Below are 20158 nucleotides of genomic sequence, written 5' to 3' on the forward strand. Positions count from 1 at the left end.
CGGAGCAGTGAAAAATGAGATTAAAATAGTATTTTATAACCGGGGGATGGTTAGATAATACCATCCCCCTTTCGTCTTAAAGGCGTACGGTTTGAGAGAACCAGCTGGACATAATGGCTTGATTGAAAACTGTTGACAAATAATAAAGTTGATGTTTAAATTTTTTTGGATTCCAAAATGTACGGGAGTGAAAATTACTGTGTTCCTTCCAACCGGGGCAACTGAGAAACTGGAATATTTATTACGACAGATTAACCTCCTGCTGAACCATTACACGCGCACTTACCTGAATGAAAGAGGACTTACCATAGCCCGTTTCTGGGTTTTGAGCAACCTGTCCCTGGAACAACCGCTAACAATGGGAGAGTTACAAAGACGACTGCTTCTGGCTCCAGGCACTATTACCGGACTGGTGGATCGCCTGGTGGAGGAGGGGCTGGTCCAGCGCTGGCGCGATGAGGTTGACAGGCGTTTGGTTTTTCTAAAGCTGACACCGGCGGGGAAAAAATTTCTGGCAGAAATTTTGCAGTTACGGTATTCCATCCTGGAAAAAGCATTGCCGGATGATAACACCGACATAAAACGACTAAATAGAGACTTATACACGATCTTTAAAAATGTTAGAAAGTTAATGGGCATATCAGGGAGAGGAGAGGAATAAGGGGTGCTTTCCAGATGCAGCACAAAAGAAAACTATAAATGGTATGCTCTCTCCTGCACCACCCTGGGAGCTCTGCTATCCGCTCTGAACGCCAACACCTTACTCATAGCTTTGCCGGTTATAACCAGAGCACTCCACGCATCTCTTGAGATCATCATCTGGACGCTGATGATTTATATGCTGGCTGTCACGGTGCTGGTACCAGCAATCGGCAGGGTGGCAGATATTGTCGGCCGGAAGAAGCTTTATGTAAGTGGTTTTGCCCTGTTCACCCTGGCCTCTCTTCTCTGCGGACTGGTTCAATCTGGAGCTCAACTGGTGGCAGCCCGATTTATTCAAGCGGTGGGCGGTTCCCTAATAATGGCCAACAGTACAGCCATCGTTACCGATGCTTTTCCCAAAAACCAGCTGGGGCGGGCTCTGGGCATCAACGCTGTGGCTATTGGTGCTGGATCGGTAATTGGACCGATCCTCGGAGGCATACTTACTTCCTGGCACTGGCGCTACATATTTTTCTTTAATGTCCCCTTGGGAATTATCGGTACGCTCTGGGCAGCCGTCCAGCTTAGAGAAATAATCGAATTACCCGAAGGCCAGCACTTTGACTGGCTGGGAACTTCAGTTTTTACTTTCGGGTTCACCCTCATCCTCCTGGCGCTGACCTTTGGTAATATGGCCGGCTGGAAGACACCGTGGATAACAGCCAGCTTGATTGTTGGTGGCCTGTTCCTTTTACTTTTTGTCTATATAGAAGGTCGCGTCAACCAACCCATGCTGGACTTTTCTCTTTTCCGGCAGCGTCTGCTTGTAGCAGCTTACGCCAGTATTTTTTTGAATGGTATTGCCCGTGGAGCAGTTACTTTTCTTTTGACCTTTTTTCTCCAGGGCATCCGGGGGGTTGACCCTCTATGGGCCGGCATCTTACTGGCTCCCTTCGCGCTGGTGATGATGGTTGTAGCCCCGTTAAGCGGTATCCTCTCTGACCGGTATGGGTCCCGGGAACTTAGCAGCCTGGGGCTGGCCGTTTCGGCCATAGGGATTTACGGTCTGACCAGACTTCAGGTTAATACCCCGGTAACATTACTTATTCTCTGGATGATCATCATTGGTCTGGGGTCTGGGTTCTTCTTTTCACCAAACACCAACGCTATTATGGGAGCTGTTTCTCCTGAACGCCGCGGTATAGCCGCCGGTACCCGGACGATGATGAATAACGCCGGAATGGTTGTAAGTATTGCGCTGGGCATGGCCATGACTGTTTCCAGTATGACGCCGGAAGCACTACAGGGGCTTCTTGCCGGCACGCAGGTGGGTTCCAGAGGTATCGCCGTCCAGGAGTTTATTATTGGCTTGCACCGGGCCTTCTGGTTCTCTTTTATCATCAGCGTAGTGGCAGCCATTATAGCCTTCCTGCGTGGCCCTCATGAAGTTCACTGTTCTGAAACTAGTCCCGGCAAAGGATAAAACACATACATCGTGGGGAGTTCAATATGCATACAAAAAATGGGGTCTGACCAAGGACCCCATTATTTTTTGGTTGAGCTATCCTGATACTTTTCGCAGAAAAGTTTTAATTCCTCCCATGAGTCCAGTAACCCGTCAGGTTTATAACGCTCCAATTCCCCCCGGGGGGTTATGCCCCAGGTGACACCCAGAGTTACCGTTCCAGCAGCCCGCCCGGCCTGAATATCATAATGACTATCTCCTACATAGATTGCTTCCTCCGGACGAACACGGAGAATTTCCAGGGCTTTAAGAACGGGATCTGGTAAGGGTTTATGCCTTTCCACATCATGAGCAGTAACCACCACGTCCAGGAAGCTATCCAGGCCGGTAAATTTAATAGTACGCCACGCACCAATCTTCCCCTTGGAGGTAACAATACCCAGGCGAAAACCCTGAGAACGCAGGTTCTGGAGCATTTCCAGCGTACCCGGGAAAAGCCGTGTATAACAGTCGTGATCACGGTGGTAATGTTCCTGGTAGCGTTTTATAAATTCCTCTGCCCCTTCTTCCCCTGCAAAATACCGGGCAATGTCCACAATAGGACGACCAATCCAGTGCATAACATCGTTATCACCCCAGGGGATACCCATTTCATCAAATACCCGCCTGTATGTATGCCTGATCAGAGGCAATGAATCTGCCAGGGTACCATCGAGATCGAATAAGACCACCTTTATGCACATGGTTTATGCCTGCCTTTCTTTATTAGAACAGTATGGCATATAACAGTATAGCACATAACCCCGTGGATAAGCAGGTGTTTTTCTATTCGACGGCGAATTCAAAACTTGAAGGAGGAGTTGTTATGGCGATCAGCAGAAAGATTACCGGATTTCTCTCCCAGGCTTCCTGGATCCGCAAAATGTTCGAAGAAGGGGAACGGTTACGAGCCATCTATGGTGCGGACAAGGTGTACGATTTTACCCTCGGCAACCCCGACGTGGAACCACCAGCAGCTTTTAAAGAAGAATTACGCAAACTGGCTCTGAACCCTATTCCGGGGATGCACAGGTACATGAGTAACGCAGGCTATGAGGAAACCCGCCGCGCTGTTGCAGAAGTTCTCGCCGAAAAAACCGGCCTCCCTTTCAAAGCCCACCATATAGTAATGACCGTGGGTGCCGGTGGGGGATTAAATGTAGTCTTAAAAACCCTGCTGGATGAGGGAAGCGAGGTCATTGTACTTACCCCATATTTTGTCGAATACCGCTTCTATGTGGATAACCACGGCGGAATAATTAAAGAAGTCCCCACAGGTTCCAACTTTCAACCGGATTTAACAGCCCTGGAAGAAGCCATTACCCCCAGGACAAAGGCAGTGATTATCAATTCACCCAATAACCCAACGGGAGTGGTGTACGGAACAGACTGTCTGGCAGCACTCGGGAAGCTTCTGGACAAAAAAGGGCAAGCAATGGGTACCACCATTTATTTAATCTCCGATGAACCCTACGCAAAGATAGTTTATGATGACATTGAAGTACCCAGCGTTTTTCAGTTTACTCGAAACAGCATCGTGGTCACCTCACATAGCAAAGACCTGGCTCTTCCGGGTGAACGAATCGGATATATTGCCGTTCACCCTGAAATTGAGGAAAGCGATCTGCTTCTGGAAGGACTGGTTTTCTGCAACCGAACCCTGGGATTTGTCAATGCTCCCGCACTGATGCAAAGACTGGTGGCCAGATTACAGCGGGAAGAGGTGGATATTGCAGGTTACCAGGAAAAACGTGACCTTTTATACAATCACCTGGTTTCCCTGGGTTTTGAGGTTGTGAAACCCCAGGGAGCCTTTTACATGTTTCCCCGGTCTCCCATCCCCGACGACCTGGAGTTTGCAAAGCTGGCTCAAAAGTATAATATCCTGGTGGTACCTGGAAGCGGTTTTGGTCTGCCTGGTTACTTTCGCATCTCCTACTGTATAAGCAAACAAATTATCCTAAATTCGTTACCAGCCTGGGAAAGACTCGCCCGGGAACTCGGACTCAACAAGCCAGTGGTTTGACCTGTGTGAATATTATAGGCGGTCCGGCGGGTCCCGGCGGACCGCCTGTATACAAATTAAAAGCCCTGCTGAATTAGCAAGGCTCCTTGAAACAAATTTTTCAAGCTGCTTTATTCCTCCACGAGCATCAACAGTTTTTCGTGCATATGCAGGTTCAACTGACGCATGACGCTGCGCAGGGTTTCAGGGTCCCTCAAAACCAGTCCATCAGCCCAACGTTCAAGGAGGTATTGAACAAACTCCATAAACCCGCTGGCAAGAGTAAGCGTATATAATTCCCGGTAACGGTTGTTATCCGGCTGGCAGCCGGTGCCCAGGCTTTCTTTGTGAGTAAGCTTGAAGTTCCGCAATTCCTTTTCTTCCCTGGTCCAGGAAACCACCCCGTCAATAACCTGCACTTCTTGACCGCAGGTATCACAAATGAATCTGGCCAAAATAACCCCTCCCCTTAATTCTACCCCCAAAAACATCTCCCTATTTTTTTCTAACCCGGGTCTTTAAAAACATAGGCTTTCACTTTATATTAGATATAAAAGACCAAACTCCTGCTCACCTTTTTAATGGAATTTTCCCCTTGTTAAGGCAAAAAATTATTTTCCTAAAAGGACCAATTCATGATAAAACGCGGCGTGAAAGATAAATAGTCAGCACTGGTGAGATAAAAGTTTATACCCCACGCCTGGTCGGGCAGGCGGTACCGGCAAGCACGGGCGTGCAGGTGACCGTAAACAACATGTTTTACGCTGTACTCCTGAAAAATTTCAATAAAACCACTATATTCGTGTTTTTCATTGGTTGGCATATAATGCATGATGACAATGATTTCATCTACCGGCCCTTTGACACTTTCCAGTGAGTTCCGCAACCGGATGAGTTCACGTTTATATATTTTCATGTCTTCATCCTTGAAAAAAGCACCGTTAGGGCAGAGCCACCCCCGGGTACCACAGATGACGAGATTACCCAGCCGCACGTGGTCATTCTGGATCAGACGCATATTGGAAGGAGCCAGCGCCCGCACTCGTGAGATACTCTGCCACCAGTAATCATGGTTGCCCTGTACAGCCACAATGAGCCCAGGTAATAACCCTAGAAAATGTAAGTCCGGCCGGGCTTCCTCCAAACGCATGGCCCAGGAAATATCACCGCCTACCAGCACCACATCGTCGTGCGTAACGATTCGCGTCCAGTTCTCGTAGATGCGAATCGCATGGGCAGTCCATGATTCATCTACGTCGGACATCGGTTTATACTCCGGGCTGTTTATCCAATTAGCCGGGTCCGGTGTTCTGGAAAACGACAAATGTAAATCGCTAATAGCATATATTTTCATTTAAGTCTCACTCTCCCACCCGGCTGCTCCAAACTGGAAGCAGGTTTGTGGTATAGAAGGGAGGGCTAAAAAGTAAAAGGGGTGTAACCCGGTGAATGAGTATAAACTCGTAGTAGTGGTTGAAACTCGGGAATACGTCTACATTCGCCTGTTTGTAAATAATATCCTTGCCAATCCCGAAGGCTTGATTCGCTTAAAACATGAGGAACTGGACCAGCTGTTTCGGGACCTGTTCAAAGGTTCAAGAGGCAAATGTATTAAATGTTATTGCCAGTACTCCCGCTAAGCAATCCCAGCATTCCTCTTCGACACATCTGCCCGGACTCCTGCTCCCGGCACGGTAAAAAGATGCGACTTGTTACCAAAGTCGCATCTGTTCAGGTTAAAAGCTTTAACCGTGAATAAGTGACGGCAAACATCTGGTGCATACCCAGAGGCTTTCACCCCTGTACCGGCAGGGGAGCAGTGGGACACGCTCCTCCGTACTACCACATCGAAAGCAGGATTGACTGATGTAGTTGTTTTTCTTTTTTTTCATGTTATCATGAACTGCCTCTTCAGAAAACGCCGGAGCTTCCCGTTCTTCAATGGATATGGCACCCTCTGGACAAACACCGATACAAAAGCCTGCACCATCACATAATTCCTCCCGAACTACCTGGGCCTTTCCATCCACAATCTGGATAGCTCCTTCAGCACACGGAATAATACACAGTCCACAGCCAGTACACTTTTCCTCGTCTATGTGTACAATCTGACGTTCGGCCATGAAAGAATCCCCTCCTATTGTAAAGTTACTTTCCACCTTTAAAGTAACCCTTCCCGTCCACAAACGCTGTGCGTTTCTTACTTCACCGGCTGTGACAATCCTCACATAGCTGCAAAAATGGTCTATCGGTCGACTTAGCCCCATATATATCAAAAGGGTCGCCAAACTCTATTTGCTACAGAATGTGTAATCGATGAGATTTAAAGCTGGTGAGTGAGATGAAGAAATACCAGGAAACCATCCGTTTGTTCTGGACGGCCTGCGCTCTTCTGTTTGTTGTGGGTATGATTACACATCCCCAAACCGTGTACGAGGGAGCAGTCTACGGCCTTGGTGCCTGGTGGAATATAGTCTTTCCCTCCCTCCTGCCTTTTTTCATTGTTTCCGAGTTGCTCATGAATTTTGGGGTTGTTCACTTCATGGGTATTCTCCTGGAGCCGGTTATGCGACCTCTTTTTAACGTTCCGGGGGAGGGCTCCTTTGTCCTGACCATTGGTTATACCAGCGGCTACCCCATTGGCGCCATGGTTACCGCCCGCCTGCGGGCACAAAAGCTTTGCACAAGAATTGAGGCCGAAAGGTTAATGTCTTTTACCAATAATTCCAGCCCCCTTTTTATGCTGGTGGCCGTAGCCGTGGGCATGTTTCACAACGCTTCCCTCGGACCCTTGATTGCTGGAGCTCATTATCTGGCCAATATTACCATTGGTCTGGCCCTGCGTTTTTATGGGCGCAATGACCCGGAAGTTCTTCCACGGCCAGTAACAAACAGAAATTCCGGGATTTTAAAGCGGGCACTGGCCGAAATACTCAGCCGGCAACACCAGGATAAACGGCCCCCGGGCCAGATTATCGGTGATGCCGTGAAACATGCCATTAACAACCTTTTAAACATCGGCGGCTTTATTATTCTTTTTGCTGTTATTATCCGCCTGCTCACGCAGGCTGGTTTCATTGACCTGCTAGCCCGGATACTGGGCCTGGTACTGGTTCCTTTTGGTCTCTCACCGGCAGTGCTCCCGGCCCTGGCCAGCGGATTGTTTGAAATGACCACTGGTACCAGGCTTGCCTCGGAAGCAGCCGCCCCATTGCTTCACCAGTTGATTGCCGTAGCCATGATCCTGGCCTGGGGCGGCCTGTCCATACAGGCCCAGGCCGCCAGCATGATCGCCGGAACCGATATACGCATGGGACTCTTTATACTGGTACGGATAGCCCATGCCATCCTCGCCGCTTTCTACACTTTCCTGATGTTCGGCCCGGCCGAAGGTCTAACCCGGCATGTGATCCAACCTGTTTTTGCACCGCTCGTTGCCGCAGTTCAACCAGTTTCCCTTTGGGGCGAAAGTCTTATTTACCTGCTTCTGTCCCTCCTTTGTATGACTATCATGATTATGCTGGCTCTGATATTGTTCATAATAACCCATATAAGGTTCGTTTTACTCCGTCCTAGATAATCTTGACAGTTTTTCTGGTAATTGCTTATAATAATTATAAATAGATTAGAAAATTATGGTTTTGGGGGTTTTCGCTTGACCGGAGGAAGTTAGGCATTAAATACACCCGGCAGAGAAAACCAGCCGGGGTTATATTTTGGGGAGGTGTCAGTGTGAAAGTTGCTATGCTGCACTGGGCTTTCCCCCCAATTATCGGCGGGGTAGAAAGCCACCTGGCCATGTTGTGTCCAGAGCTCGCACGCTGCGGTTGCCAGGTAAGCCTGCTTACCGGGTCTACTCCGGAAGGGGAAGTAGACTACACATGGCGGGGATTGAAGATCTCACGCCGCAGTCTGATGGACCTGAACAGCCTGGATGCAAAACAGATCATGGACAGAAGAAATGATATTCGCCGGTTGATTGGCGATTTCATCCAGCACGTTCACCCTGACATTATCCACGCCCACAACATGCATTATTTCAGTCCGGTCCACCTCGAGGCTTTGCTGGAAGCAAAGGAGCGCTCGGGAATCCCCCTCATACTAACGGCCCACAACGTCTGGTCTGATTCACTGTGGGAAGAAATGTGTCGTCAGGCCCTTGAATGGGATGGAATAATTGCGGTTAGTCACTACATTAAGAAAGAGCTGGTTAAAGCCGGTTTTCCGGAAGACAGAATCACTGTGATACACCATGGTATTGATCTGGAAAGATTTAAACCCCCTACCCCAGAGGATTTAAAAAAGGCCCGGGAAATTTACCCGGAAATAAAAGGGAAAAGAGTTATCTTCCATCCGGCACGCATGAGCTACGATAAGGGCTGCCACGTAAGTATCAAGGCCTTCAAGCTTATCAAGGAAAAATTTCCGGATGCTTTGCTGGTGCTGGCCGGTACGGAAAAGACCGTGGACTGGGGCAGCCAACAACCAGGACATGTATCCAGGATTAAACGTCTGATAAAGGAACTGGGATTGGAGCGAGATATCTTAATCCGTTTCTTCTCCTGGGAGGAAATACCGTTAATGTACCAGGCCGCTGAAATCTGTATATACCCCTCGTGCTTTGAGGAACCTTTTGGTCTGGCCATGCTGGAGTCCCTGGCCACAAGTCGCCCGATGGTAGTTAGCAGGGCCGGCGGCATGCCAGAAGTGATCCAGGATGATATCAACGGCTATGTGGTGCCGATGTATGATCATGAGGCTCTGGCTGAGAAGTGCTGCCATTTGCTGGCCAACCCTCAGAAAGCCCGGCAGATGGGCGAAACAGGACGACAAATGGTAGAGAAAAACTTTACCCGCGAAGTCATGACCGCCCGTACACTCCAGGTTTACGGTGAAGCACTGGCCTCTTGCCTGCGCAAGCAAAAACAAATTGCGTAGGGCTCCTCATCTATTACCATACCGGCTCATCCTGCAAGGAGGTAATGCAGTGCTTGATGTCACCCATATACCCGGGTTGGCCACTCGTACATGCCTTTCCCAGGAAGTGCTAAAAGAAGGAGAACTGTTTTTTATCTGCGGGCCCGAGGGAGAGGTTTCCCATGAACATAACGGAGGCTTTGGTCTATATTACCGGGACACACGCTTTTTAAGTTGTCTGGAAATGGGGTTGATAGAAGGAAATCTTCTCTTCCTCTCCTCCTCCATTAAGGATAGCCACTTTGCCCAATTTGAACTTACCAACCCGGCACTGAACCGTGTTGACCATGTCATCCCGGCAAGCACCATTCACATCCGCACCTTGCGAGTCCTGGACAACGCCCTGTTTCAACGCTTACGGCTCATTAATTTTAACCCCATGCCCGTGATGATCACTCTTCAGTTCACCCTGGGGGCTGATTTTCAGGACATTTTTGAAGTCCGGGGTTTTATCAGGGATCAAAAAGGGGAAATTTTTACCCCGGTTGCTACCCGGGACGGAGTCCTCTTCGGGTACCGGGGAAGGGATAACTTGTGCCGTTATACCAGAGTCTCCTTTTCCCCACATCCTGATAATGTGGAGGTCGACAAAGGGAAGAGCCTTGCCACCATCCGGTTCTCCCTTACCCTCCCTCCCGGACGTAAAGTGTATCTCTATATGCAGGTTGAGCCTGTCATTGGCACCAGCCCCAATCCTACCGGTGCCCGAGGCAGAGGAGCGATTGCTGCAGGGTTCAGCCGGGCAGTACGCAAAACTTATTCTCTCTATGAAAAGTGGAAACAACAGTGTACCCAGTTTAAAAGCGATAATGTGTTCTTAAGCAACATGCTCCGGCGTAACGTAACCGACCTCTACGCCCTGTGTACCTGCTACCCTGATCTGGGCACCATTGTGCAGGCTGGTATACCCTGGTATGCAGCCCCTTTTGGACGGGATGCACTGATTACTTCCTGGCAGGCCTTGATTATTAACTCCGACATCGCACGGGAAAGTTTGTACTTCCTGGCTCGCCTGCAGGGGAAAGAAAACAACCCCTGGCGGGATGAAGAACCTGGTAAGATACTCCATGAACTCCGCCGGGGGGAGCTGGCCGCCTGCAGAGAAATTCCCCATACTCCCTACTACGGTAGTGTGGATGCTACTCCCTGGTTTATTATCCTGCTTTCTGAGACTTACCGCTGGACTGGAGACAAAAAACTACTAACTGATCTGGCTCCAAATCTCCTGGCCGCCGTGGAATGGTGCCGGAAATACGGGGACATTGACGGCGATGGGTTCATTGAATATGCCGTTCGTTCTCCCGGAGGGTTGACAAACCAGGGCTGGAAAGATTCCTGGGATGGAGTTATTGACCCCCGGGGTAGTCTGCCCAACGGTCCCATTGCCCTGGTGGAAGTACAAGCTTATTATTACCTCTCTCTAAAGCGGGCCGCTGAAATGGGCCGGGTATTAGGAAAGGATGAGTGGGCCCGGGAGCTTGAACAGACGGCTATGACCCTGCAACGTAAATTTTTAGAGGCTTTCTGGATGGAAGAGGAACAGTACCTGGCCTTTGCCCTTGATGGTGACAAAAAACAGGTTAAAACCATTGTCTCCAACCCGGGCCACTGCCTGTTTACAGGCATTTTGCCCGATGATCTTGCCACAGCAGTAGCCCGGCGGTTGTTAGCCAGCGATATGTATTCTGGATGGGGTATTCGAACCATGAGCAAGTCCATGGGACCTTACAACCCCATGAGTTATCACAATGGTTCAGTCTGGCCCCATGACAATGCCATCATTGCCTACGGATTACGTTGTTACCGCCAGTTCGACCTTCTCGAAAAAGTGGTCACCGGCCTCTTTGAGGCCGCCATGTCATTTCCCTATCACCGTCTGCCGGAGGTATTCTGCGGTTTCACCAGACGCAGAGACGGCGGCCCCGTACATTATCCCACCGCCTGTGACCCCCAGGCCTGGGCCGTGGGGACCATGCCCCTGCTCATACGTACCATGCTGGGCATCTCCTGCTGGGGTAACGAAGTACGGGTGAGTGCTCCCCAGTTACCCCCATGGGTTCAGGAAATCCAGATCTGCAACCTGGCAGCAGGCTGCGGAACAGTGGATCTGGAATTTACACGGAAACAGGGTAAAGTCTATTGCGGAGTAGTACGTGCCACGGGCAACACCCGCGTGATCATTGAAAATTAAAAAGGAGGTGGAAGTTTTGTACGGTTTTGCGCGGAAAGCATCAAAGATGGTGATTGTTTCTAACCGTGGAGCCTATACCTTCCAGGAAGGTAAAGATCAGGTGCTTACCAGGCGTACGGTGGGGGGGTTGGTATCGGCTGTGGAGCCGGTTTTAACCGCCCACGGGGGAACCTGGATCTCCTGGTGCGGACGCATAAACAATACAGGAAGAGAGCGGGGCGTGAAGCTCGGGATCCCGCCGGGAGAACCTCGCTACCATATCCAGGAAGTTTTCCTTACCAAAGAGGAACATGACAATTACTACCAGGGCTTCTGTAATGCCTGTCTCTGGCCCCTGTGCCACCAACTGCCTGAGCGCTGCTCTTTTGATAAAGTTTACTGGGATGCTTATCGCCGGGTCAACCAGAAGTTCGCCCGCATCACGCTGGATACAAAAAAAGAAATTTACTGGATACACGATTTTCACCTGGCTCTGGTGCCACAGATGTTGCGGCATCATTCAGCGGGAGCTACCATCGCCTTCTTCTGGCACATTCCCTTCCCACCGGCAGATCTCTACCAGATCCTCCCCTGGGGGAAGCAGATCATTTATGGTCTTTTGGGGAGCGACCTGATCGCTTTTCATACCAGCCGGTACGTACAGAATTTTCTTGATACCGTTGCCTGCTACTACCCGGCCAGAATTTACCCGGAACAGGGCCTGATTCGTCTGCGCAACCGGCGTATTCTGGTTCAGGCTTTACCGGTAGGTATTAACTACCACCACTTCGAACAACTGGCCGCCGACCCTGCTGTTAGAGCCAGGGCGGAAGAAATAAGAAAATCCCTCGGTGCAGAAAAAGTACTCCTGGGAATAGATCGCATGGACTACACCAAGGGGATTCCCGAACGTATACGAGCTATGGCCTACTTTTTGGAAAATTATCCTGAATACCGCGGCAAGGTAACCCTTCTCCAGATTGCCGTACCCAGTCGCAATGGCATTGGGGAATATGGAGCCTTAAAGCAGGAAGTCGAACGGACAATAGGTGAAATCAATGGACGGTACGACCATTCGTACGGAGCGGTACCGGTACGTTACCGCTATCAATCCCTGGACCAGGCAGAGCTTGTAGCCCATTACCTGGCAGCAGACGTATTGCTGGTAACAGTTTTAAGGGACGGCCTCAATCTGGTAGCCAAGGAATTTGTGGCTTCACGCATTGATGGCCGGGGAGTGCTTATTCTGAGCCCCTTTGCCGGAGCGGCCCAGGAACTTCACGGGGCACTGCTGGCCAATCCTTTTGAACCTGCCCACCTGGCTGCCAAAATTAAAATGGCCCTGGAGATGCCTTTCCAGGAGCAAAAAACCCGTCTTGAATCTTTGCGTCGCATTGTAAAAAGCCGCGACGTTCGCTGGTGGTGGCAGAGCAACCTGAAGCTGGTAAAAAGCGCGGGTTCTGGTCTTAACGCAACTGCCACAAACGCCGCCAACCTGTAAAAGTGGGGGTGAATTCCTGATACGTAAGGAACCACCTCTTGTCAGCCCGGAAGAACTGGTTGGATGGGTGGCAGAAGCTTCCCAATTGCTTCTCATGCTTGACTATGACGGCACCCTGGTACCTATTGCCCCTACACCCGATCAAGCCCGGCCGGATGCGGAGCTTGTGGTTACCCTACAAAAATTAACCATTTCCCCGGGCCGGGTGGTTGGGATAATCAGTGGTCGTAAACTGGCTGAGTTACAAAATCTGCTGCCCCTGACCGGACTTTATCTTTTTGGTTCCCATGGACTGGAATTCAGGGATGTTGATGGCAGGGTACATTGCATGATCGAGGATCAAAGTCTGGTAGAACACATTTTAAGCCTGGAGAAGGTGGCCGGGGAATGTATATCCAATAACAGCGGCTTCTTACTGGAAAACAAGGGTGCCTCCCTGGCCTTACATTACCGACTGGCGGATCCCCCCCTGGCCCGGGAAGTCCTTTGTAATTTTATCCAGAAAGTTGCTTGCGTAATGGATAGAAACCGGTTTGAATTCCTGCCGGGTAAAAAGGTGCTGGAAATACGCCCCCGGGGAGTCAGCAAAGGCAAAGCGGTGCAGTACCTTTGCAGGAAACACCCCGGAGCACTCCCACTCTATATTGGAGACGACAGGACCGACGAGGATGGATTCCTGGCTTTGAAAAGAGGCCTGGGCATCCTGGTGAGTCCCCAACCCCGTCCCAGCGCCGCAACTTTTCGCTTAACTTCACCCCGGGAAGTGTACAAATTTCTATTCTTTCTTTTACAGGGAAGCCAATAAATCGTTACACAGGATGATTTCCGAACGCAAAAATCAAAAGCAGGCCGCCATTTAGTATGCTTTGTCCCCTCACCGGATATGATAAACCTGACATCAGGTTCAAAGTGGGTGAGATACTTGGCGGACCTGCATGCTTTTTTCCGCCCACAAAAGGTGGCCATTGTGGGTGCTTCCAAAAAACCGGGGAAAATTGGTAACGTGCTCGTAAGAAATATGATTTCTTGCGGTTATCCGGGCAGGATTTATCCCGTTAACCCTAAAGAGGAAGAAATAGAAGGGCTTCGCTGTTTTCCCAATGTAGGTGCCATTGGAGAAAGGGTTGACCTGGTGGTAATAGCCGTACCGGCCAGCCAGGTCATCGATGTAGCAAAGGAATGCGGCCTCGCAGGAGCTAAAAATATGGTGGTGATCTCAGCGGGATTTAAGGAAGTGGGTAAGGAAGGACTTATTCTGGAAAGGGAGCTTACCCATATTTGCCGCAGTTACGGGATGGGCCTTTTAGGACCCAACTGTGTTGGTATGATGGATACCCATGTACCGATCAATGCTTCCTTTTCTGCTGTTTTTCCGAAGCAAGGGAATATTGCTTTTATTTCACAGAGCGGAGCCATGCTGGTGGCCATCCTGGACTGGAGTATAGCCAGCGGACTGGGTTTTTCACGGATCGTAAGTCTGGGAAACAAGGCTGACCTTAATGAAGCAGACTTCATAGCTGATGCCGCCGACGACCCCAATACCAGGGTAATTCTATGTTATATCGAGGACGTAGCCCGGGGTCAGCAATTTTTACAGGTAGCGCGGGCAGCCAGTCGCAAAAAACCAGTAATTATCCTCAAGAGTGGCGCCAGCCAGGCTGGGGCTCAGGCTGCCTCCTCCCACACTGGAGCCCTTGCAGGCAGCGACCTGGCCTATGAGACAGCTTTCAAGCAGACCGGAGTCATCCGTGCTCGAAGTATGGCCGAGCTTTTTGATCTGGCTGTTGCCTTTGCCCACCAACCCGTCCCGAAGGGGAACCGGGTAGCTGTAGTCACCAATGCTGGCGGACCCGGTATTGTAACCACGGACAGCATTGAAATGAGCGAATTGACCATGGCCCGCTTCAGCAAGGAGACCAGCCAGGAATTGAGGGCAAACCTGCCGCGGGAAGCAGCCATCTATAATCCTGTGGACGTCCTGGGTGATGCCGGCGAAAGCCGCTACCGCTTCGCCCTCACAAAGGTACTCGCTGATCAAAGTGTGGATAGCGCGGTAGTACTGTTGTGTCCCACGGCAGTCACAGAACCAGAACAAACTGCCCGGGCCATTATAGAAACTCACCGTATTTACCCGGATAAACCGGTACTTGCTGCCTATATGGGCGGAGAAACCCTGGCGGAAGGAGCAAGGCTCCTGGCACAAGAAGGCATACCCTGTTTCACATTTCCCGAACCGGCAGTCAGGGCCTTGAGCGGTATGGTACGCTACGCCCGGGCAAGAGAATTACCGGAAGAAGAAAAAGAGCTCGAGCTGAACGACATTCATCCTGAAGCGGTTAAAGAAATCTTGCAAAAAGTGCGTCAGGAGGGACGTTTAACCCTTCTTGGCAGTGAGGCCAGCAAGGTAGCTGAAGGCTACGGAATTCCAATAGCCCCCATCATCCTGGCCACCAATCCAGATGAAGCAGCAGCCAGAGCTCAGGAAATCGGATTCCCTGTGGTCATGAAAGTTGCTTCGCCTCAGATTTTACACAAAACAGATATCGGAGGAGTCAAAGTAGGGATTGAAAGGCCCCAGGAAGTAAAAAAGGCATTTCTTGAAATTATTGAAAATGTCCAGCGTTTCCTCCCGCGGGCGGTTATTCATGGGATTGAGATTCAAAAAATGATGCCTAAAGGAACTGAATTGATTATTGGTATGAGCCGGGATGTGCAGTTCGGCCCTTTAATAGCCTTTGGACTGGGAGGAATTTACGTCAACCTTTTGAAGGATGTCTCCTTCCGCCTGGCTCACGGCCTGACCAGACAGGAGATCCAGAAAATGCTGACAGAAACCAGAGCTTACACGTTATTACGGGGTTATCGCGGCGAAAAACCGAAGGACATAAGTGCCATAGTAGAGATAATCGCCCGAACCGCCAGGTTGGTACTGGATTTCCCGGAGATTAGTGAGATGGACATCAACCCGGTTTTTGCCTATCCAGACGGAGCCTTCGCCCTGGATATAAAAATTACCATATCGTGAGGTGTAAGCGGTGAAAAACCTTTATATCATGGGTACGGCAGGCAGTGGAAAAACGGCTATCGCGGTCGGCCTGGCCTTAAAACTGGTCCAGCACGGATACAAGGTCGCCTATTTTAAGCCTGTAGGTCATTCCACCGGTGTAAAGGATGAACATGACGAAGACGCAGAGCTTATGCAGGAAGTTCTGGAGTTAAAGCATCCCCTTGATATAATCGTACCTTATATTGCCGGCCCTTCATATTTATCCGGCTACCGGCAATGCGAAACGTTAGAGCGGATACTGTCCTGCTACCGGCAGGTCAGTAATGGAGCAGATGTGGTACTCATCGGAGGAGCCGCCTTCCCCCATATCATGGGGTGTCTGGGCCTGGATGCCGTCACCCTTGCTAAAAAGTTTGAAGCCCTGGTGCTGTTCACGATCAGGATTGAAAATGATTTCAGTTTGGATGAAGCTATTTTCATTAATAGTTACCTGTCAAATCAGGGGGTCCGGGTCCTTGGAAATATTTTTAATAACGTGCCCCGTCCCCTACTTGCCAAAACGGAAGGTATCTATAAGGCTATTCTTACTGAAAGGGGATATCCCACCCTGGGTATCATTCCCCAACGTCCGGAGATATCTTCACCCACAGTGGCAGAATTTTACGAAACACTGGGCGGGGAAATTCTGGCCGGCGAAGATAATATGGACCGACTCGTTGAAGACGTTATTGTAGGAGCTATGACTATTGAGAGTGCCCTGGGTTATTTACGGCGGGCTCCCAATAAGGCGGTAATTACCGGTGGCGACCGGGCCGACCTGGCTCTGGCGGCCCTGGAAACAAATACCTCAGTACTAATCCTCACCGGCGGTTTATATCCAGACGTAAAGGTTATTGCCCGGGCAGCAGAAAAAAACGTACCCGTACTTCTGGTACATTACGATACTTTTACAACTATTGAAAAGCTGGCTGAGATCAGTCAGCGTATTCGCCCCCGTGATCGCAAGCGTATTGCTCTTGCCCGGGAAAACATAGAAAAATACTGCGACCTCCCGGCCATACTTAAGGCTCTGGCGGATTAGCCCTGAGCTGCCCGGGAATTGACGCCGTCAGTAACCTTGACTCCTCTTAGTTCAGCACGGCCGTTCCGGATCTGGGTCATAATCTTCTCCAGTTCGACTTCCAACCCACCCAGAATTTCATCGGCATATTCCCGGGCCCCCTGTTTGATTTCCCTGGCCACCTGTTCCGCCTTGTGGACAATTTCATCCGCCATGGCCTGGGCTTTTCTCACCACTTCACTTTCTTCCGCCCGTCTTTCCAGTTGCTTTTGCGCGTCCTCCAAAAGACGCCCGGCTTCCTTGCGGGTATCGGCCAGCACTTTTTCCCGTTCCTGAAGGAGCCATCGAGCCTGGCGCAATTCTTCGGGCAGAGTGGTGCGAATACGGTCCAGGTAATCAAGAAGGCGATCTTCGTCCACCATCACCCGCCTGGTCATAGGTATCCGGGGACTATTTTCAATCATCTCCTCCATCTCATTTAAAATATGGAACAACTCCACACCTACCCCTCCCTGACCGGTTGTTGAAGGGACATAAATTTCTCACGCAACCTTTGTTCTACCAATGGAGGTACAAGGTCACGCACACACCCCCCGAAGTAAGCAACTTCTTTTACGGCACTGGAACTGATAAATGAATATTCCGCCCTGGTCATAAGAAACAGAGTGTCTATTGAAGGAACCAATTTTTTATTGGTCAGCGCCATCATAAACTCATTTTCAAAATCGGAAATAGCCCGCAACCCCCGGATAATTGCCTGCGCCCCCAGGCTCCTGGCATAATTGACTGTCAATCCTTCAAAAGAATCAACCACCACGTTATAATAGGGCTGCAGCACCTCCCGCAACATTTCCAACCTTTCCCCAACGGTGAAAAGCGGTTTTTTACTGGTATTCCGGGAAACCGCCACAACCAGCTGATCGAACAAACAGGCCGCCCTCTCAATTACATCAAGATGCCCATTGGTTATCGGGTCAAAGCTACCCGGATAAATTGCAATACGCAAAGATTTAATCCTCCTCTCCGACAGCACCATGCTTATAAAATGAAAGCATGGTATCCCCCACCTGATGCTGGCGGTATCTGACCAGCCACCCCACCTCGCCGGGAAGTACCTGCCGCCTGGTACTTTCAGCCACTACAACACCACCACGAGCAAGCAAACCATAACGCTCAATAGCCTCCAGGGTGGGAAGTTCCAGGCCCTGTCCATACGGTGGGTCCAGAAAAATTACATCAAAACTCTGTCCGCCAAGCTGCCGTAAAGCCAGGAAGACATCTTGTGCCAGCAATTCAGCTCTTTCACTGAAACCCACATGAACAAGGTTATCCCGGATCACCCTGACTGCTTTCTTATCCCGTTCTACAAATACTACCCGCTGTGCACCACGGCTTAAAGCCTCGATACCTACATTACCTGTACCGGCATAAAGGTCAAGGAAGCAAGAGCCTGGAATCAGCGGGCTCAGGATATTGAACAGAGATTCTTTAACCCGGTCGGCAGTGGGTCTTCCTTTCCATCCCCGGGGAATTTTTAAGCGGCTTTTCTTGGCAATACCTGCAATAACTCGCAAGAGCCATTCCCTTCTCCTTTACTGTCGCAAATATTATAGCACATTATACCAGAAAAAGCGATCAGGCAAAATATGTAGTGTATAATCCTCCTCAAGGCGGAAAATATATAGTTGAACTTGGAGGAATTTAAGGAAAGTGGGGCCGGTGGCGTGCTTCTTGATCTCTTTCGTTCCTTTGGTGTAAACCTTGATTTAGCCCTGGAAGCCCGGGAAATTGTTAGAGGGGAAACGGGACAGGAAATCCCTGGTGTGAAGGTGGATCGGGAAAGATTCGAACATGCGGAAGTAACCATCGTACATATTCTCGAGAAAGCCGCCGAAACCATCATGGGAAAACCTGTAGGCACATACATTACCATCGAAGCTCCCGTCTTAAGAGAAAATCACCCTGCGGCACATCATGAGGTCAGCCAGATCCTGGCCCGGCAACTGGAAAGATTTGTAGCTCAGATCCCGAAATACGGTAATATTTTACTGGTCGGACTGGGAAACTGGCGTGCTACCCCGGATGCTCTGGGCCCAAAGGTCATTGAGATGAGTCTTGTAACGAGACACCTGTTTACTTACGCTCCTCAGGAATTAAAAGGCGGTATGCGTTCAGTAAGCGCCCTGGCCCCGGGAGTGCTGGGTTTAACCGGCATAGAAACAGCAGAAATCATAAGAGGAGTAGTAGAAAAAATCCGCCCGGAACTGATTATTGCTATAGACTCCCTGGCAGCGCGCAGTGTAACCCGTATCTGTACCACCGTTCAAATAGCCGATACGGGGATCAGTCCGGGGTCGGGCATCGGAAACCGCCGGGCAGGAATCAACCAGGAGAGCATGGGCGTACCTGTAATTGCCATAGGAGTACCTACGGTGGTTCATGCAGCCGTAATCAGCCAGGATACCATCAATGCGTATCTACAAGAACTACAAAATACATCTGCGAAAACTGGATTCAACCCCGCTCTGGCTCGCAGGGCTATTGAAAAGGTATTGGAACCTTTTGGAGGCAACCTGACAGTAACCCCTAAGGAAATAGACACGTTGATTGCCACTACCGCCAAAGTTATTGCCGGAGGTATTTCCCTGGCCCTGCACCCCGGCTTAACTGAAGATGACTACAGCTATTACCTGCATTAAAAATAAAAGGGAGCAAAGACCTTGGGCAGTCCCTGCGGGGGGCCCAACCAACAGGGAACCAGTTTGTCATCTCCTGTCAGTTGGGTCCCACCGTAAGGGAACTGAAACCGGTACACCTACCAGATCCTGTGTACCAAAAGCTCATGCCTTAACCTCCGTTAAGGAGTAGTACGAGCGTTGGTTACTCGAGGAGTCGGAGGTTGGGTACCGCTGGCCAGGCTTTGCTCATACGCGGCGATCATCTTCCGGACCATGTTACCGCCAATGGCCCCGTTCACGCGGGAAGGCAGGTCACCCATATAACCGCTTTGGGGCACCTCGATGCCCAGCTCGGCAGCGGTTTCCCATTTGAACTGTTCCATGGCCGCGGCGGCCTGGGGAAGCAGCAACTGATTCCGCTTTTGCCCTAACGCCATTTGTCGTCACCTCCTTGTCTTTAGGCTATTTTTATTATGGCCCTGCTGCAATTGATTATGTCTAGAACATTTTACCCCGGCACACCCTCAGAATCCCCTTGACATAAGAACTTTTTAAAGCCTCGTTACCTTCTTATGTCTTGGCTTGGCTTTCCTGGTGAATATCAAATTTTGGAA

20 protein-coding genes are annotated in these 20158 nt (G+C 50.1%); 12 read left to right on the plus strand and 8 right to left on the minus strand.

Annotated features, from left to right (window positions below):
• Positions 1-199: 199 nt before the first annotated feature.
• Positions 200-661 carry a MarR family winged helix-turn-helix transcriptional regulator gene (locus ACPLUI_RS01030; RefSeq protein WP_424658410.1) on the plus strand — a complete coding sequence of 154 codons (462 nt, stop codon included), beginning with the start codon at positions 200-202 and terminating at the stop codon, positions 659-661.
• Positions 662-664: 3 nt separating this feature from the next.
• Positions 665-2125, plus strand: coding sequence for an MFS transporter (locus ACPLUI_RS01035; RefSeq protein WP_424658411.1), 1461 nt, complete (start codon positions 665-667; stop codon positions 2123-2125).
• Positions 2126-2187: 62 nt separating this feature from the next.
• Here ACPLUI_RS01035 and ACPLUI_RS01040 read toward each other — a convergent pair whose 3' ends face one another.
• The gene (locus ACPLUI_RS01040; protein ID WP_424658412.1) at positions 2188-2850 is read right to left on the minus strand and encodes an HAD-IA family hydrolase; all 663 of its coding nucleotides are present in this window, start codon (positions 2848-2850) and stop codon (positions 2188-2190) included.
• Positions 2851-2972: 122 nt separating this feature from the next.
• Here ACPLUI_RS01040 and ACPLUI_RS01045 point away from each other — a divergent pair, with 122 nt between their 5' ends.
• Positions 2973-4172: a pyridoxal phosphate-dependent aminotransferase gene (locus tag ACPLUI_RS01045; RefSeq protein WP_424658413.1), complete on the plus strand. Its 1200-nt coding sequence runs from the start codon at positions 2973-2975 to the stop codon at positions 4170-4172.
• Positions 4173-4282: 110 nt separating this feature from the next.
• Here the strand turns inward: ACPLUI_RS01045 and ACPLUI_RS01050 are convergent, their stop codons facing one another.
• Positions 4283-4606, minus strand: coding sequence for a hypothetical protein (locus ACPLUI_RS01050; protein WP_424658414.1), 324 nt, complete (start codon positions 4604-4606; stop codon positions 4283-4285).
• A 164-nt stretch (positions 4607-4770) separates the two neighbouring features.
• The gene (locus tag ACPLUI_RS01055) at positions 4771-5505 is read right to left on the minus strand and encodes a metallophosphoesterase (RefSeq protein ID WP_424658415.1); all 735 of its coding nucleotides are present in this window, start codon (positions 5503-5505) and stop codon (positions 4771-4773) included.
• A gap of 91 nt (positions 5506-5596) precedes the next feature.
• On the opposite strand from ACPLUI_RS01055, the gene ACPLUI_RS01060 reads away from it, so the two are divergent.
• A complete protein-coding gene (locus ACPLUI_RS01060; protein ID WP_424658416.1) occupies positions 5597-5791 on the plus strand; it encodes a hypothetical protein in 195 nt (64 codons plus the stop codon).
• A gap of 105 nt (positions 5792-5896) precedes the next feature.
• Here ACPLUI_RS01060 and ACPLUI_RS01065 read toward each other — a convergent pair whose 3' ends face one another.
• Complete coding sequence (locus ACPLUI_RS01065) at positions 5897-6274, minus strand: 4Fe-4S dicluster domain-containing protein (RefSeq protein WP_424658417.1); 378 nt, start codon at positions 6272-6274, stop codon at positions 5897-5899.
• 218 nt (positions 6275-6492) lie between these two features.
• Here ACPLUI_RS01065 and ylbJ point away from each other — a divergent pair, with 218 nt between their 5' ends.
• The 7 genes from ylbJ to ACPLUI_RS01100 all read left to right on the plus strand — a co-directional run bounded on the left by ylbJ (position 6493) and on the right by ACPLUI_RS01100 (position 16887).
• The gene (ylbJ, locus tag ACPLUI_RS01070) at positions 6493-7731 is read left to right on the plus strand and encodes a sporulation integral membrane protein YlbJ (RefSeq protein ID WP_424658418.1); all 1239 of its coding nucleotides are present in this window, start codon (positions 6493-6495) and stop codon (positions 7729-7731) included.
• Between the two features lie 152 nt (positions 7732-7883).
• Complete coding sequence (locus ACPLUI_RS01075) at positions 7884-9089, plus strand: glycosyltransferase family 4 protein (protein ID WP_424658419.1); 1206 nt, start codon at positions 7884-7886, stop codon at positions 9087-9089.
• Positions 9090-9138: 49 nt separating this feature from the next.
• A complete protein-coding gene (locus ACPLUI_RS01080; RefSeq protein WP_424658420.1) occupies positions 9139-11319 on the plus strand; it encodes a glycogen debranching N-terminal domain-containing protein in 2181 nt (726 codons plus the stop codon).
• 16 nt (positions 11320-11335) lie between these two features.
• On the plus strand, positions 11336-12799 hold the full coding sequence (locus ACPLUI_RS01085) for an alpha,alpha-trehalose-phosphate synthase (UDP-forming) (RefSeq protein ID WP_424658421.1): 1464 nt from the start codon (positions 11336-11338) through the stop codon (positions 12797-12799).
• 67 nt (positions 12800-12866) lie between these two features.
• Positions 12867-13604 (plus strand): trehalose-phosphatase, encoded by a 738-nt coding sequence (gene otsB, locus ACPLUI_RS01090; protein ID WP_424658422.1) that lies wholly within the window; start codon positions 12867-12869, stop codon positions 13602-13604.
• Between the two features lie 117 nt (positions 13605-13721).
• The gene (acs, locus tag ACPLUI_RS01095; protein ID WP_424658436.1) at positions 13722-15824 is read left to right on the plus strand and encodes an acetate--CoA ligase alpha subunit; all 2103 of its coding nucleotides are present in this window, start codon (positions 13722-13724) and stop codon (positions 15822-15824) included.
• Between the two features lie 10 nt (positions 15825-15834).
• Positions 15835-16887, plus strand: coding sequence for a phosphotransacetylase family protein (locus ACPLUI_RS01100; RefSeq protein ID WP_424658423.1), 1053 nt, complete (start codon positions 15835-15837; stop codon positions 16885-16887).
• On the opposite strand, the gene ACPLUI_RS01105 is transcribed toward ACPLUI_RS01100, so the two are convergent.
• The 3 genes from ACPLUI_RS01105 to rsmD are packed head-to-tail and all read right to left on the minus strand — an operon-like array spanning position 16884 to position 18440.
• Complete coding sequence (locus ACPLUI_RS01105) at positions 16884-17366, minus strand: ATPase (RefSeq protein ID WP_424658424.1); 483 nt, start codon at positions 17364-17366, stop codon at positions 16884-16886. The genes ACPLUI_RS01100 and ACPLUI_RS01105 overlap by 4 nt on opposite strands.
• Before the next feature lie 2 nt (positions 17367-17368).
• Positions 17369-17872, minus strand: a complete 504-nt coding sequence (gene coaD, locus ACPLUI_RS01110; protein WP_424658425.1) for a pantetheine-phosphate adenylyltransferase — start codon at positions 17870-17872, stop codon at positions 17369-17371.
• Between the two features lie 4 nt (positions 17873-17876).
• Entirely contained in the window at positions 17877-18440 is a 564-nt protein-coding gene (gene rsmD, locus ACPLUI_RS01115; protein ID WP_424658426.1) for a 16S rRNA (guanine(966)-N(2))-methyltransferase RsmD, read from the minus strand.
• Between the two features lie 150 nt (positions 18441-18590).
• On the opposite strand from rsmD, the gene gpr reads away from it, so the two are divergent.
• Entirely contained in the window at positions 18591-19565 is a 975-nt protein-coding gene (gene gpr, locus ACPLUI_RS01120) for a GPR endopeptidase (RefSeq protein ID WP_424658437.1), read from the plus strand.
• A 158-nt stretch (positions 19566-19723) separates the two neighbouring features.
• Here gpr and ACPLUI_RS01125 read toward each other — a convergent pair whose 3' ends face one another.
• Positions 19724-19981, minus strand: a complete 258-nt coding sequence (locus ACPLUI_RS01125) for a small, acid-soluble spore protein, alpha/beta type (RefSeq protein WP_424658427.1) — start codon at positions 19979-19981, stop codon at positions 19724-19726.
• Positions 19982-20158 lie beyond the last annotated feature (177 nt).

It is taken from the genome of Desulfofundulus sp. (assembly GCF_049701015.1).
Taxonomy (GTDB): Bacteria; Bacillota; Desulfotomaculia; order Desulfotomaculales; family Desulfovirgulaceae; genus Desulfofundulus.

Bases quoted from the DNA above. Each gene is read 5' to 3' on its own strand.
- ACPLUI_RS01040 (WP_424658412.1), bottom strand. From the start codon at position 2,850: ATGTGCATAAAGGTGGTCTTATTCGATCTCGATGGTACCCTGGCAGAT.
- ACPLUI_RS01045 (WP_424658413.1), top strand. From the start codon at position 2,973: ATGGCGATCAGCAGAAAGATTACCGGATTTCTCTCCCAGGCTTCCTGG.
- ACPLUI_RS01055 (WP_424658415.1), bottom strand. From the start codon at position 5,505: ATGAAAATATATGCTATTAGCGATTTACATTTGTCGTTTTCCAGAACA.
- ACPLUI_RS01065 (WP_424658417.1), bottom strand. From the start codon at position 6,274: ATGGCCGAACGTCAGATTGTACACATAGACGAGGAAAAGTGTACTGGC.
- ylbJ (WP_424658418.1), top strand. From the start codon at position 6,493: ATGAAGAAATACCAGGAAACCATCCGTTTGTTCTGGACGGCCTGCGCT.
- ACPLUI_RS01125 (WP_424658427.1), bottom strand. From the start codon at position 19,981: ATGGCGTTAGGGCAAAAGCGGAATCAGTTGCTGCTTCCCCAGGCCGCC.